This window comes from Shewanella algae (assembly GCF_009183365.2).
GTDB lineage: Bacteria > Pseudomonadota > Gammaproteobacteria > Enterobacterales > Shewanellaceae > Shewanella > Shewanella algae.
In genome coordinates, this window is the sequence record NZ_CP068230.1 from 2,741,828 (window position 1) to 2,754,987 (window position 13,160).

A 13,160-nucleotide genomic window follows, 5' to 3' on the forward strand; every position below is an offset into this window, starting at 1 on the left:
TTTTTTAACTCTGTAATCCTACCTATGTATCGCCTCAGCCATAAAACCAATAGCATACAACTATAGCAGTGCAGATACCCGCCAGATCGGCAAACAAGCCACAAGCCAATGCGTGGCGGCCATTACGGATACCGACGGCACCAAAATACACCGCCAGCACGTAAAAAGTGGTTTCAGTACTACCCTGGAAAATGGCCGCCAGCCTGCCGGCAAAAGAATCGACGCCGTAATGGGCCATGGTTTCCAGCATCATGGCTCTGGCGCCTGAGCCGCTCAAAGGCTTCATCAGGGCGGTTGGCAAGGCATCGATAAAGCGGCCATCCATCCCCATATGGCTCACCAAAGCGGCAATAACCCCGAGTAGATAATCCAGCGCGCCGGAGGCGCGCAGTAAGGCTATCGCCAACAGCATGGCCAGCAGATAAGGAATAAGCCGCACCGACTGCTCAAACCCCGACTTGGCGCCTTCGATAAATTCATCGTAAACCGCCACCCGCCGCAGCAGCGCCACCAGCACAAAGGCAAAGATGATCCCCAGCAGCAAACCGTTCCCCAACACGGCGGAGACTTCGCCGATCCGCTCGGCTCCCAGGGTCAACAGGTACATCACTCCGGCACTGAGACCGCCGAGCAGTATTGCGCCATAACCCAGCACCACCCAATCCAGCAAGCGTATCCTTTGCACCAGCGCCACCACACTCAAACCCGCCAGGGTCGAGCCCAGGGTAGAGAGTAAAATCGGCAGGAAAATGTCGGCAGGATCAGCCGCCCCTTGCTGCGCCCGGTACAGAAAAACCGTCACGGGTACCAAAGTCACGGAAGAGGTGTTGAGCACCAAAAACAGGATCTGGGCATTGGTGGCGGTCTTCTTGTCGGGGTTCAGGCTTTGCAGATCCGCCATCGCCTTAAGTCCCAATGGTGTGGCGGCATTGTCCAACCCCAGCATATTGGCGGTCAGGTTCATGGTGACGCTGCCATAGGCGGGGTGGCCTCTTGGCACTTCCGGCATCAACTTGCTGAGCAGCGGCTCAAATACCCAGGCGATGGCTGCAACCACTCCGGCTTTTTCCCCAAGGCGCATCAGCCCCATCCACAGGGTCAACACCCCAATCAATCCCAGGGCTATTTCCGCGGCCAATTTGGCGCTGTCAAACATCGCCGTGACAGACTCATTGAGAACGGTCGCATCGCCGCTCATCAAACGCAGCAAAATCGCTCCCAGCGCGATAATAAAGAACAGACTCCAAACCCGGTTCAACACCTAAAACACCCCACAGTCGCCGCGCCCGAGTGTGCTATACTGCCGCCATCCCGGGGTCACCCTTTTTGTTTATGGTTCAATTAAATCAGAATTTTATCAACAGTATCGCCAAGGATCTGCCAGAACATCTCAAGCTCGAGGATTTTATTCACTTTTGCAGCTTACCACTGAGAGCCGCCTTGCGGGTCAACACCCTCAAAATCAGCGTCGATGAATTCCTCTCGAGAATGCGGGCCAAAGGCTGGCAGTTCGAAACCATTCCCTGGTGCCCTGAGGGATTTTGGTATCAGGCGGGCGATAGCCAACCCGGAAATTGTATCGAACATCAGCAAGGGCTGTTTTACATTCAGGAGGCCAGCTCCATGCTGCCGCCCATGGCGCTGCTGGAGCCGGGAATGGAGCGGGTGCTAGATATGGCCTCGGCGCCGGGATCCAAGACCACACAAATGGCGGCCATGATGGCCAATGGTGGCGCGCTGTTCGCCAACGAATACTCCTCCAGCCGCGTCAAAGTGCTGCATGCCAATCTGCAGAGAATGGGGGTCAGCAATACGGCCCTGACCCACTTCGATGCCAGGGTGTTCGGCCAATACCAGTATGAATCCATGGATGCGGTGTTGCTCGATGCCCCCTGTAGCGGTGAAGGCACGGTACGTAAGGATCCGGATGCCCTCAAACACTGGGATCCACAGGAGATAGCCGACATTGCCGCCACCCAGAGGGATCTGATAGATTCCGCCTTTCTGGCACTTAAGCCAGGCGGGGTAATGGTGTACTCCACCTGTACCCTCAACAGCCAGGAAAACCAGGCCGTACTGCAATACCTCAAGCAAAAATATGGCGCTGCCGTGGCTTTTGAGTCACTTGAGTCACTGTTTGCCGGGGCGGAAAAAGCCTGCACTGCCGAGGGCTTCCTGCATATTTGGCCGCAAATCTATGACAGCGAAGGTTTCTTTGTTGCCAAGGTGCGTAAACTGAGTTCAGTGGCGCGCGAAAGCGATGAACCCAAACAACAAAAGCAGTTTCCTTTCAGTCCCGCCAGTGCCAAACAGCAACAGGCCATCGCCGCCGAGCTGCAGCGGTTGCTCGGCAAAACACTTCCCGAAGGCAGCCTCTGGATCCGGGATCAGGAGTACTGGCTGTTTCCCAGCGGCTTTGAGCCCTTTATCGGCAAGATGCGTTATCAACGTATCGGTCTTAAGCTCGCCGATGACAGTAAGCATGGGTTGAAACTGCGCCATGAAGCCTTAATGGCCTTGGGAGTAACCGCCGACAAGGGTTATGAAGTTACAGAGCCTGAGGCTCAGGCTTATCTGATGGGCCGGGATATCGCGCTGGATGGCAGTGAAAAGGCCCGTGGTGAGCTGGTATTGACCTGGGGCGGGCAAGTGCTGGGGTTGGGTAAACATCTGGGAAACCGGCTGAAGAACAACCTGCCGCGGGAGCTGGTCAAAGACAAGATCTGCCTATCCTGAAAGCCTTGGCCGTCCTGAAAGCATTAGGTAAACGCCGCTGCAGACACGCCTTCGATTAAACTTGCCTGAATGCTTAAAAGAGTGGCTTGTTAAGTCATTCTTTTAAGTGCCCTTACTTAAATCGACCTCTATTTTTGTTATATCTTATATCAATTGGTGCTAACAAATCTGCCGGCCAAATACCTCTTTTAGCGGCGTTCGGCTAATATTTAGTCAGAGATAGCCAATCCTGTCGGATCTCAACATTAGCGCACGGCTCAACCATGAGCCATTCCCCTAGGCCCAAAACAATTGGAATAGTTTTGGGCCTTTTTTTATCTGCAGCTTTTTTGCAGATGACCAGTGGCTGGATATCCCTAAGCCTCTAGCCTATCTTGCCGCAAGTTTGGCCGCATCCTTGAACAGGGTAAAAAAGTTGTCTGTGGTGTACTGGGCCAACTCTTCAAAGGACTCACCTCTGAGCTCGGCAACAAACTCGGCGACATCACGAACAAAGGCCGGCTGATTCTCTTTTCCCCGATGAGGCACGGGTGCCAGATAAGGCGAATCGGTTTCGACCAGCAACCTGTCTTTGGGGATTTTACGGATAACACTTCTTAGCTCACCGGCATTTTTAAAGCTGACGATACCAGAAACCGAAATATAAAAGCCCAGATCCATAGCCGCCTTGGCCATTTCCCAGTTCTCGGTAAAGCAGTGCAGTACCCCGCCGCACTGTTCGGCGCCACCGTTCTTCAGTATGGCTATGGTGTCTTCTCTGGCATCCCGGGTGTGAACAATCAAAGGCTTGGCCACTTCTCTGGCCAGTGCCACTTGCTGCTCAAAGCATTGTTGCTGCAATGCCTTGGTATCATCGGCATAGAAATAATCCAGCCCTGTCTCGCCAATGGCCACGACTTTCGGGTCGGCGGCATAACGCTTGAGTTCATTGAGATCCAATCCCTCTTTCACATCCAAAGGATGCACCCCGGATGACAGGAACACCTGCTCAAACCCGGCGACTTTGGCCTTCATCTCTGCAAAACCTTTTTGCCGGACATTGACACAAAGAAAATAGTCTACCCCCCGAGCCTTGGCGGCATCGAGCAACTGACTGAGGCTTTCGGGATCCGGCGCGGCTTTGAGGCGATCGAGATGGCAATGGGAATCAACTAACACTTGGAAATCCACCCACAATTGAAAAGGACGGCAAGGATAGCGCCCTACATAGTGCAGGTCAAATCACCCGAGGCCAGCTCTCTGGAGAGGAGTTTTTCGATATGATGCTTGTGGGATTCGGGATCCGAGAGAATTTTAACCCCTATACCGGCCGGGCGTCCTCCGGAAGCACCGAGCGGGTTGATCCACACCACGACCCCCTGAAACTCATTGACATGAGTCGAGCCCGGCAAACGATAACCTATCTGTATCTCCTGACCGAGGAAATGTCCCTCGGTAGTTGCCACAAACAGGCCCGCTGGCTGAATAAAAGGCATGTAAGCACGATACAACTGGTGCAGGGTGTCAAAATTCACTGTCAGATCGACCATAGGATACTTTTTAAGTTTTCAGTCTCTTATATTCTAAGACATAATTCTGGCAAAGCGCCAAGTAGTTGACACTCGGCATCTGGCTCAGACGATTACAGGTATCCATCACCTTGGCAGCCAGGGTCGCTATTCGCGCCCGCAGCAAGGGGTCCTCCCCTTCGGTGGTTAACAGCTCTCTATGTAACACCAAGTATAAAACTCTAAGTACATCAGAGATTTGTTCTTCACCTACTGTTAACAAACTAGCACACAGATGGCCCGTTAACAAACTGGCGCGCCAATCGCGGCGATAATCCAATAAGGTCTGGTATCTGTCAGACTGCAAAACCTCTGCCAACTTTAGCGGCCCGCCGACGACGGGCAAACACCAGGTAACATCGGCCGGCAGCGGCAATTGCTGCGCCAGCCAGGACTGAATGGCACTATTGTCCGGCAGTTTTACCTGCACTCTCTGACAACGACTGGATATGGTCGGCAGCAGCCCGGCGGTGCTGTCGGTCTGTAGAATAATCAGCGTCCCCTGCCCCGGCTCTTCCAGGGTTTTCAGCAGGGCATTGGCCGCAGCTTGATTGAGGCGCTCACTTTGGGCGATAAGCGCCACACGCCGCCCACCTTGCTGCGCCGTGGAGGTGAGGTCCTGACAAAGCGCCCGCACCTGATCCACTTTTATCTGTTTACCATCGGCTTCGAGAAGATGAAAATCGGGATGGTTACCGGCGAGCACCAGCTGGCAGCTCTTGCAATGACCGCACTCTCCCCGAGCTGTGGGTTCGCTGCACAGGGCCGCCGCGGCTATCTCTTCGGCTAGCCTCATGCCGCCATAGCCTTGGGAAAGTCCCAGCAGCAACGCATGAGGCATCTGAGCCGAGTGCAGTTGCTGCATAAAACGGGCTTTGGCGTCACTCAACCAGGGCATGTCCATCTTCATCACTCCTTATGCCGCGTGCTTACCAATCTTTGGTTTGCAACACAGCCAGAATATCTTTATGCACTTCGGCCATGCTCTGACTGGCGTCGATAACCGCTATGCTGTCGTCCTGTTGTGCCAGACTCAGATAGGTGGTACGGGTGCGTTCAAAGAATGCCAGTTCCTGCTGCTCGATTCGATCCAGCTCACCACGGTTGGCGGCGCGGGTTAGCCCAAGGCTTGGCTCTATATCAAGATACAGGGTCAAGTCTGGTTTAAAGTCCCCAAGGGTGGCGGCGCTGACCGCGCTGACTAATGGCATCAACCCCCGACCACCGCCCTGATAAGCCAGGGACGACAGGTTGTGTCTGTCGCCGAGCACCCAACTGCCCTCGGCCAGCGCCGGCTTGATCACTCGGGCCACCAGTTGCGCCCTGGCGGCATACAGCAGCAGGCATTCAGATTCGTCACATAGAGGGTCGCTTGCATCGGCCACCTTCACCAAGTCGCGGATCTTCTCCGCCAACGGGGTGCCACCCGGCTCACGGGTACAGACAGGTGCCCTGCCGGTATGTTTTTCGATAAAGTCTCGCACCAATGCGATGGCACTGGACTTACCGGCGCCTTCCAGGCCCTCGATAACGATAAATTTTGCAGTGGCTTTTTGTGGCATTATCTCTTTCTCTGATACTGGTTCACGGCGCGGTTATGTTCGGCCAGTGTACGGGAAAATACATGACTGCCGTCATTGCGGGAAACGAAGTAGAGATACTCCACGGCTTCCGGGTGTGCGGCCGCCAGCAAGGCTTCCCGCCCGGGCGCGGCAATAGGTGTCGGCGGCAGTCCAAAAATACGGTAGGTGTTGAATGGCGTTTCTTCGCGCAGATCTTTACGGGTGATATTGCCATCAAAGCGCTCACCCATGCCGTAAATGACTGTGGGATCTGTCTGCAAGCGCATGCGTTTTTTCAAGCGATTGACAAATACTGCCGCTATCTTGCCGCGCTCCTCTGCCAGGCCGGTTTCCTTTTCTATGATGGAGGCCAGGATCAAGAGTTCATAAGGACTCTTGAGCGGAATGCTCTGGTCCCGCTGCTGCCAGATACTCTCCAGTTGTTGCTGCATCTTGATAAAGCTTTGGGTCAACAACGTATTGAGCTCAGTGCCGGCACGATACTGATAGGTATCCGGGAAAAACTTGCCTTCAGGCAAGCCGCTGCTATCCCCTTGGGCTTCGAGCACATCGATAAACGGCTTGTCGCTGACCTTGAGATGCGCCAAGGTCTGCAGATACGCTTGCCACTCGCGAATAGTCTTGCCCTCTACCAGCGTCAGGGTGAATGTCTTCTCGTCACCGGCCACCAGCCGCTCCAGCAAAGACACAGGTGTGTCGCCGGGTTCAATCTGGTAGAGACCGCTGCGAATAGCAGTCATCTGCGGGTAAAGCTTACCCCAGAGCTTCCAGTGCCAGTCAAACTCCAACAGCTGCTGATTTTGCAGCTCTTGCCCCAACTGGTAAAAGGAGGTGCCTCGTTTCAGCAACAGCTCTCTGGGTTCATCCAGTTTCAGCTTGGTGGCCGCAAAGCGGTTGAGTTCGTTGTAACCCCAAAAACCGACGCCCAGCGCCAGAGTCATCAGGGTAAATACAAAGGCCAGGGCCGCAACTAAGCATTTTTTCATAATTGGATAGCAAGTGCCTTGCGAAGAGGTGTGCTGCCGGGCCAGAGTTCAAAGCTGCGCTGATCCACAGCAATAACATCGACCAAACCCAACAGGCTGTTACTGATAAAGAGGTGCCGCGCCCGTTGCAGCATCTCTGTTTTGATAGGGCACAGCTGCACGTCAATGCCCTGGTCGAGCAAGGCCACGATCAACTGCTGTCGCATCACTCCGGAGACACCGCAGTAATTCATGGCCGGTGAATACGCCGTCAGTTTACCTTGTTCATTAGGTAATAGCAGAAACAGATTGGCCATCGAGGACTCGAGCAGTAAATCGTCGCAATCCAGTACCAACCAATCATCAAAGCCTTCAGGCAATGGCTGCGCCTTGATAAGCACCTGTTCCAGACGGTTGAGATGTTTAATACCGGCAAGCCTAGGCTGTTTGCCAAGCCGGATGGCCGAGGTCTTGAGGGCAATCCCTTTTTGCTGCCAATCTGGGTAATGCGCCGGCAATGGCGCCAGGCTGATGACTTCGGTGATTAAAGCGTCTGCCGGCGGCGTATAACCACGGCCGCCCTCTCCCCGGGTGAGCTGCAACTTAAGGCAGCAGTGGGGATTGGCGACGGCGATGCGCTTGAGGCTTAAGTGCAAGGCATCCGATGCTTGCCAGACAAAACCCAAGCGCAGCGCCCCCTGAATCAAGCGGGCAAGATGTTCAGTCAGAAAGGCTATTTGCCCCCTGGCATCCACCGCCATGGTCGCAAACAGGCCATCACCATAGGTAAAGCCCCGATCGCGAACGCAAACGCTATCCTGCTCTTTGCCCTGAACCCAGACGCCTGTCATGCGCAATCCAGGGTTCAGTCCTGGCTGATCCGACTAGCGACCGCGTCCTGCTGATCGCGATACTTGGCGTTCTTGCGGGTGTTGTAAGGTCTGGCCACAGGGCGGGCCAGACGCTCAAAGTTCAGTGCCCCTATGGTCATCATGGGACGAAGTGCCAGCGGTAATTTACCGCTGTTGTAAAACTCGAGCACGATTCGCCCCTGCCAGCCCGGATCGATACGATGCGCGGTCACGTGCACCATCAAGCCCAGACGCGCCAGTGATGAGCGGCCATCGAGCCAGCCGACTATGTCGGAAGGCAGATGAACACTCTCATAAGTCACCGCCAGCGCCAGCTCGCCCGGATGCAAAAAGAAGGCTTCGCCATCGGCAATATCTATCTGCTCGCTCATCACTCTATCCAGTGCAGCCTGCACTTCGGCCTTGGGGCCACTGAGATCTATATAAGGCGCCGTGTGATCCTTGAACACCCGAAACTGGTTACCCAGACGCACATCAACACTCACGCCACTGATGGCCTCTATGCCGGGACGGGGATCTATGACTATGTTGCCCTCGTCCAGACATTGTTCAATTTCGATATCAGTTAATCGCATCTCGCCTTCTAGCTCCCTGGATACTTGTGGTTATTTCGCCAGCAAATGCTGGATTCTGGCCTTGAGAATATCGGTGGCAATCCGGTTCTTGCCGCCCCTTGGCACTATGATGTCGGCATACTGCTTTGAGGGTTCGATAAACTGCAGAAACATGGGTCTTACCGTTTTCTGATACTGGCTGATCACAGACTCCATGGTGCGGCCACGCTCGGCCACATCACGGGTCAGACGCCGCAGCAGACAGATATCCAGCGGCGTGTCCATAAACACGCTGGCATCCATCAGTTCACGCAGCTTAGGGTCGGTCAGCAGCAAAATACCTTCGAGAATAATGACCTTTTTAGGGGTCATCTTCAAGGTATCACTGGTGCGGGTATGCTCGGCGTAGCTATAGCAGGGAATATCCACTGCTTGCCCCTGCTTGAGCGCTACCAGGTGAGTGCTGAGCAGTTCATGATCCAACGCCTTGGGATGGTCATAGTTGGTCTTGACCCTCTCGTCCATGGACATATGGCTCTGATCCCGATAGTAGGCATCTTCGTTGATAACCCCTATCTGATCTGTCCCTAAGTCTCGGCATAGCTCTTCAAATATGGTCTTGGCGATCAAACTTTTACCTGACGCCGAAGCCCCTGCTATCCCGATAACGACACACTGTGGCGAATTCATGCTGCTAAAACCTTACTCATCATCTGCTATTGCGATTGAAATACTGCTGTGATTCTTTTGTTTTGCCAGTTGGGCACCCACACGGCGGGCGATATCCCGGTAAATGGCGGCGACTTCACCCTCAGGTGCGGCCACCACAGTCGGCTCACCGTTATCCATATCCTCACGGATATTGATATGCAGAGGTAAGGCGCCCAGCAAAGGCACTTGATAGCGTTCGGCTATCTTGCTGCCGCCGTGAGTACCGAAAGGATGCTCTTTATGGCCACAGGCAGGACAGAGATGGAAGCTCATGTTCTCCACAATACCCACGACTGGGATGTTCACCTTCTGGAACATGGTGATGCCTTTCTTGGCATCGGCCAGGGCGATATCCTGAGGCGTTGTGACTATCACGGCGCCGCTAACAGGCACTTTCTGTGACAGGGTCAGTTGGATATCCCCCGTGCCAGGAGGCATGTCAATCATCAGGTAATCCAGCTCAGGCCACTGGGTTTCGTTGAGCAGTTGCGCCAAAGCGCCGGCGGCCATGGGGCCACGCCATACCGCGGCCTGATCATCGGTCAGCATGAAACCTATGCTCTGGGCGCTGATACCATGGGCCGTGGCGGCTGTCATATGCACACCATCAGGGGAAACGGGTCTGAATGTCGGGATCCCCAGCATCAGAGGAATGGAAGGGCCATAGATATCGGCATCCAGAATACCCACCCTGGCGCCTTCGGCCGCCAGGGCCAAGGCCAGGTTAACCGCTGTGGTTGACTTACCCACACCGCCCTTGCCGGAAGCAACGGCAATCACCTGCTTCACATTGGGAATAGGCGCAATATTGCCTAGGGCCGAGTAACTGAAAGGCTCAAAGCCAATCTCACACTCCACCTCGTCGATGGCATCGAGCTTGGACAATTCATTGGTCAGCGCGATCACTGTGTCGCGATATTGGGTCTGACAAGGATATGGATACAAGATGGTCAGCAGCAGCCTTTTACCATCCAAATCCAACTTACGAATACAACCGGCATCGACTAAACCCTGGGCCAGGTATGGATCCTGAAACGCATTGAGAATGGCAAGAACCGGACCGAGCAGATCGTCACTGAGACGATAGTCCTGAGAAGCAGAAGACAAAACGCAATCCCCTTTTGATAAATTTGGCCAAGTGTATCAGATAATGCCGTAAATATTAGAGTAGAATTAACACACTCATGTCAGGTTTTGATGAAAAAGCCGGATTAATCGGTTAGTATCTATGCCATTCTTTCAGGGCCTAGATTTAACAGAGAAAAGATGGCAACTACACAACGTAAAATCCTTGTTACCAGCGCGCTTCCATATGCCAACGGTCCCATTCACCTGGGCCACATGCTCGAGTACATACAGACAGATATCTGGTCCCGCTTCCAAAAACTTCGTGGCCATGAGTGTCATTATATCTGTGCCGATGATGCCCACGGTACACCTATCATGCTCAAGGCTCAGCAGATGGGGATCCAACCCGAAGAGATGATCGCCAAGGTCAATCAAGAGCATCAGCAGGATTTTGCCGAGTTCAATATTGCCTTTGACAATTATCACAGCACCCACAGCGAAGAGAACCGCCAGCTGGCCAGTGAGATCTATCTCAAACTGCGCGACAACGGTTATATCAAGAGCAAGACTATTTCCCAGCTGTTCGATCCGGAAAAGTCCATGTTCCTGCCGGATAGATTCGTCAAGGGCACCTGCCCCAAGTGTAAGTCTGAAGACCAATACGGCGACAACTGCGACGCCTGTGGCGCCACCTACAGCCCAACCGAGCTGATCAATCCGCGCTCGGCAGTCTCCGGTGCCACACCTGTCATGAAAGAGACAGAGCACTTCTTCTTCGATCTGCCCGCCTTTGAAACCATGCTCAAAGAGTGGACACATTCAGGTTCACTGCAGAGTGAAATGGCCAATAAGCTCGATGAATGGTTCGAGCAAGGCCTGCAGCAGTGGGATATCACCCGTGATGCCCCCTACTTTGGCTTTGAAATCCCCGATGCGCCGGGCAAATACTTCTATGTTTGGCTCGATGCACCTGTGGGCTACATGGGTTCATTCAAGAACCTCTGCGACAAGCGCCCGGAGCTGAACTTTGACGAGTTCTGGAATGTCGACTCAAAGGCCGAGGTGTATCACTTCATCGGCAAAGACATTGTCTATTTCCACAGCCTATTCTGGCCAGCCATGCTCAAAGGCGCCGGCTACCGTCAGCCAAGCAGTGTCTATGCCCACGGCTATGTCACTGTCAACGGCGCCAAGATGTCCAAGTCCAAGGGCACCTTTATCAAGGCCCGTACTTACCTGGATCATCTGGATCCCGAGTATCTACGCTACTACTACGCCGCCAAGCTCTCCAGCCGCATTGACGATCTGGACCTGAACCTGGAAGACTTTGCCGCCAGAGTCAACTCGGACCTGGTCGGTAAGCTGGTTAACCTGGCGAGCCGCACCGCCGGCTTTATCGTCAAGCGTTTTGACGCCAAACTGGCCAAAGTGGAAGACAACAGCCTGGCCGAGTCCTTCCTGGCCAAACAGGAGCTGATCGCCGAGCTTTATGAAGGCCGCGAATACGGCAAGGCGATGCGTGAAATCATGGCGCTGGCCGATGTCGCCAACGCTTACGTTGCCGATGAAGCTCCTTGGCAGTTGGTGAAAAACGAAGAAACCTTGGCCCACGCCCATCAGGTATGCTCGGTGGCGCTGAATTTGTTCCGTATTCTGGTGACTTATCTCAAGCCGGTACTGCCACGCCTGGCCGCCGATGTTGAGGCCTTCCTCAAGCTGGAGCTCAGCTGGAGCGGCTTGGCACTGGATATGGCCGGTCACCAAATCAACCCGTTCAAGCCCATGATGCAACGCATTGAGCTCGATAAGGTGAATGCCATGGTGGAAGCCTCCAAGGAAAGCCTCAAGGCAACCGAGGATACGCCCAAGGCCAGCGGCCCATTGGCGGATGACCCTATCAGCCCAACCATAGAGTTTGACGACTTTGCCAAGCTGGATCTGCGGATTGCACTTATCAAGAAGGCCGAGCATGTCCCTGAAGCCAACAAGCTGCTGAAGTTACAGCTGGATCTCGGTGGCGAAACCCGTCAGGTATTTGCCGGTATCAAGTCGGCTTATGCGCCGGAAGATCTCGAAGGCAAACTGACAGTAATGGTGGCCAACCTGGCTCCTCGCAAGATGCGCTTTGGCTTGTCTGAAGGTATGGTGCTGGCCGCAGGCCCGGGTGGCAAGGATCTCTGGGTTCTCGAGCCCCATGAAGGTGCTCAACCCGGCATGAGAGTCAAATAAGACTCTTGTAGCATCTATCCCATATCAAAAAGGCCGCAATCGCGGCCTTTTTCCTATTCCCTTGATAGTTATACCGGATTGGGAATATCAATGAACTCGTGCTCCAGCTCAAACTCCCGTGCCAGATGCTCCCCCAGCGCCTTGATGCCAAACCGCTCGGTGGCATGGTGACCGGCGCCGAAATAATGGATCCCCTGCTCAACCGCGCTGTGAAAGGTACGCTCTGAGGCTTCACCGCTGATAAAGGCATCTACCCCCAAGGCCGCTGCGGCATCGATATAATCCTGGGCGCCGCCCGTACACCAGGCCAGTTTTTGTATGTTTCTTTCACCGCTATCCAGATGCAGAGGCGCCTGCCCCAAACGCTGCTCAAGCAAGGCACTCAAGTCTTTGGCTGTCATGGGTGAGTCAAGCACTCCTTGCCAAAGCAAACCCTGGGCGACGGTTTCTACCGCCTCCGGCTCAATGACCCCAAGCACCCGGCCCAATTCGGCGTTATTGCCAAGCATCGGATGGGCATCAAGCGGCAAGTGATAGCCGAACAGGTTAATGTCGTTAAGCAGCAAGCTCTTGATCCTGCGCTGTTTCATTCCGGTCAACACTTCGGGCTCATTCTTCCAGAAGAAACCATGGTGCACCAATAGGGCATCGGCTCCGGCTTCAACAGCCCGGTCAATCAATGCCTGACAAGCGGTTACACCTGTGACTATTTTGCGAATTTCGGCCTTGCCCTCGACCTGCAGACCGTTGGGGGCATAATCACGAAACTTGTCCAGTTGTAAAAACTCGCCCAGATATTGTCTGAGTTCCTCTCTTTTCATAGGGTTCCCTGTCGATTCAGTTGCAGATATATGGCGCCATTCTAGCACAGCGAGCCCAAGGATTGAGGTCACAA

At 54.1% G+C, this 13,160-nt stretch carries 13 protein-coding genes; 2 read left to right on the plus strand and 11 right to left on the minus strand.

All coding sequences use genetic code 11. The features are described 5' to 3' along the window. Window positions 1-34: 34 nt before the first annotated feature. Window positions 35-1,261: a nucleoside recognition domain-containing protein gene (locus E1N14_RS12225; protein WP_062793771.1), complete on the minus strand. Its 1,227-nt coding sequence runs from the start codon at window positions 1,259-1,261 to the stop codon at window positions 35-37. A gap of 71 nt (window positions 1,262-1,332) precedes the next feature. On the opposite strand from E1N14_RS12225, the gene rsmF reads away from it, so the two are divergent. Further along, window positions 1,333-2,736: a 16S rRNA (cytosine(1407)-C(5))-methyltransferase RsmF gene (rsmF, locus tag E1N14_RS12230; protein WP_062793774.1), complete on the plus strand. Its 1,404-nt coding sequence runs from the start codon at window positions 1,333-1,335 to the stop codon at window positions 2,734-2,736. 369 nt (window positions 2,737-3,105) lie between these two features. Here rsmF and E1N14_RS12235 read toward each other — a convergent pair whose 3' ends face one another. Genes E1N14_RS12235 through apbC form a run of 9 tightly spaced genes read right to left on the minus strand, consistent with a single transcriptional unit; the run spans window position 3,106 to window position 10,075 of the window. Continuing rightward, window positions 3,106-3,894 (minus strand): TatD family hydrolase, encoded by a 789-nt coding sequence (locus E1N14_RS12235; RefSeq protein ID WP_025011163.1) that lies wholly within the window; start codon window positions 3,892-3,894, stop codon window positions 3,106-3,108. A 44-nt stretch (window positions 3,895-3,938) separates the two neighbouring features. Beyond that, on the minus strand, window positions 3,939-4,265 hold the full coding sequence (locus E1N14_RS12240; RefSeq protein ID WP_025011164.1) for a PilZ domain-containing protein: 327 nt from the start codon (window positions 4,263-4,265) through the stop codon (window positions 3,939-3,941). Window positions 4,266-4,275: 10 nt separating this feature from the next. Next, complete coding sequence (gene holB, locus E1N14_RS12245) at window positions 4,276-5,187, minus strand: DNA polymerase III subunit delta' (protein ID WP_025011165.1); 912 nt, start codon at window positions 5,185-5,187, stop codon at window positions 4,276-4,278. A gap of 25 nt (window positions 5,188-5,212) precedes the next feature. Beyond that, complete coding sequence (gene tmk, locus E1N14_RS12250; RefSeq protein ID WP_025011166.1) at window positions 5,213-5,845, minus strand: dTMP kinase; 633 nt, start codon at window positions 5,843-5,845, stop codon at window positions 5,213-5,215. Next, a complete protein-coding gene (mltG, locus tag E1N14_RS12255) occupies window positions 5,845-6,852 on the minus strand; it encodes an endolytic transglycosylase MltG (RefSeq protein ID WP_025011167.1) in 1,008 nt (335 codons plus the stop codon). The genes tmk and mltG overlap by 1 nt, the downstream gene beginning before the upstream one ends. After that, window positions 6,849-7,682: an aminodeoxychorismate lyase gene (gene pabC / locus E1N14_RS12260; RefSeq protein WP_062793770.1), complete on the minus strand. Its 834-nt coding sequence runs from the start codon at window positions 7,680-7,682 to the stop codon at window positions 6,849-6,851. The genes mltG and pabC overlap by 4 nt, the downstream gene beginning before the upstream one ends. Window positions 7,683-7,696: 14 nt before the next feature. After that, complete coding sequence (gene dcd / locus E1N14_RS12265) at window positions 7,697-8,278, minus strand: dCTP deaminase (RefSeq protein WP_025011168.1); 582 nt, start codon at window positions 8,276-8,278, stop codon at window positions 7,697-7,699. A gap of 30 nt (window positions 8,279-8,308) precedes the next feature. After that, complete coding sequence (gene udk / locus E1N14_RS12270) at window positions 8,309-8,947, minus strand: uridine kinase (protein WP_025011169.1); 639 nt, start codon at window positions 8,945-8,947, stop codon at window positions 8,309-8,311. Between the two features lie 12 nt (window positions 8,948-8,959). Next, a complete protein-coding gene (gene apbC, locus E1N14_RS12275; protein ID WP_025011170.1) occupies window positions 8,960-10,075 on the minus strand; it encodes an iron-sulfur cluster carrier protein ApbC in 1,116 nt (371 codons plus the stop codon). 159 nt (window positions 10,076-10,234) lie between these two features. Here apbC and metG point away from each other — a divergent pair, with 159 nt between their 5' ends. Beyond that, window positions 10,235-12,265 carry a methionine--tRNA ligase gene (metG, locus tag E1N14_RS12280; protein ID WP_025011171.1) on the plus strand — a complete coding sequence of 677 codons (2,031 nt, stop codon included), beginning with the start codon at window positions 10,235-10,237 and terminating at the stop codon, window positions 12,263-12,265. A 68-nt stretch (window positions 12,266-12,333) separates the two neighbouring features. Here metG and E1N14_RS12285 read toward each other — a convergent pair whose 3' ends face one another. Continuing rightward, window positions 12,334-13,086, minus strand: a complete 753-nt coding sequence (locus E1N14_RS12285; RefSeq protein WP_062793769.1) for a Nif3-like dinuclear metal center hexameric protein — start codon at window positions 13,084-13,086, stop codon at window positions 12,334-12,336. Between the last annotated feature and the right edge of the window lie 74 nt (window positions 13,087-13,160).

What these genes read in the sequence shown, in the direction of transcription:
- rsmF (WP_062793774.1), top strand. Translation starts at nt 1,333, where the DNA reads ATGGTTCAATTAAATCAGAATTTTATCAACAGTATCGCCAAGGATCTG.
- E1N14_RS12240 (WP_025011164.1), bottom strand. Translation starts at nt 4,265, where the DNA reads ATGGTCGATCTGACAGTGAATTTTGACACCCTGCACCAGTTGTATCGT.
- holB (WP_025011165.1), bottom strand. Translation starts at nt 5,187, where the DNA reads ATGGACATGCCCTGGTTGAGTGACGCCAAAGCCCGTTTTATGCAGCAA.
- tmk (WP_025011166.1), bottom strand. Translation starts at nt 5,845, where the DNA reads ATGCCACAAAAAGCCACTGCAAAATTTATCGTTATCGAGGGCCTGGAA.
- mltG (WP_025011167.1), bottom strand. Translation starts at nt 6,852, where the DNA reads ATGAAAAAATGCTTAGTTGCGGCCCTGGCCTTTGTATTTACCCTGATG.
- pabC (WP_062793770.1), bottom strand. Translation starts at nt 7,682, where the DNA reads ATGACAGGCGTCTGGGTTCAGGGCAAAGAGCAGGATAGCGTTTGCGTT.
- dcd (WP_025011168.1), bottom strand. Translation starts at nt 8,278, where the DNA reads ATGCGATTAACTGATATCGAAATTGAACAATGTCTGGACGAGGGCAAC.
- udk (WP_025011169.1), bottom strand. Translation starts at nt 8,947, where the DNA reads ATGAATTCGCCACAGTGTGTCGTTATCGGGATAGCAGGGGCTTCGGCG.
- metG (WP_025011171.1), top strand. Translation starts at nt 10,235, where the DNA reads ATGGCAACTACACAACGTAAAATCCTTGTTACCAGCGCGCTTCCATAT.
- E1N14_RS12285 (WP_062793769.1), bottom strand. Translation starts at nt 13,086, where the DNA reads ATGAAAAGAGAGGAACTCAGACAATATCTGGGCGAGTTTTTACAACTG.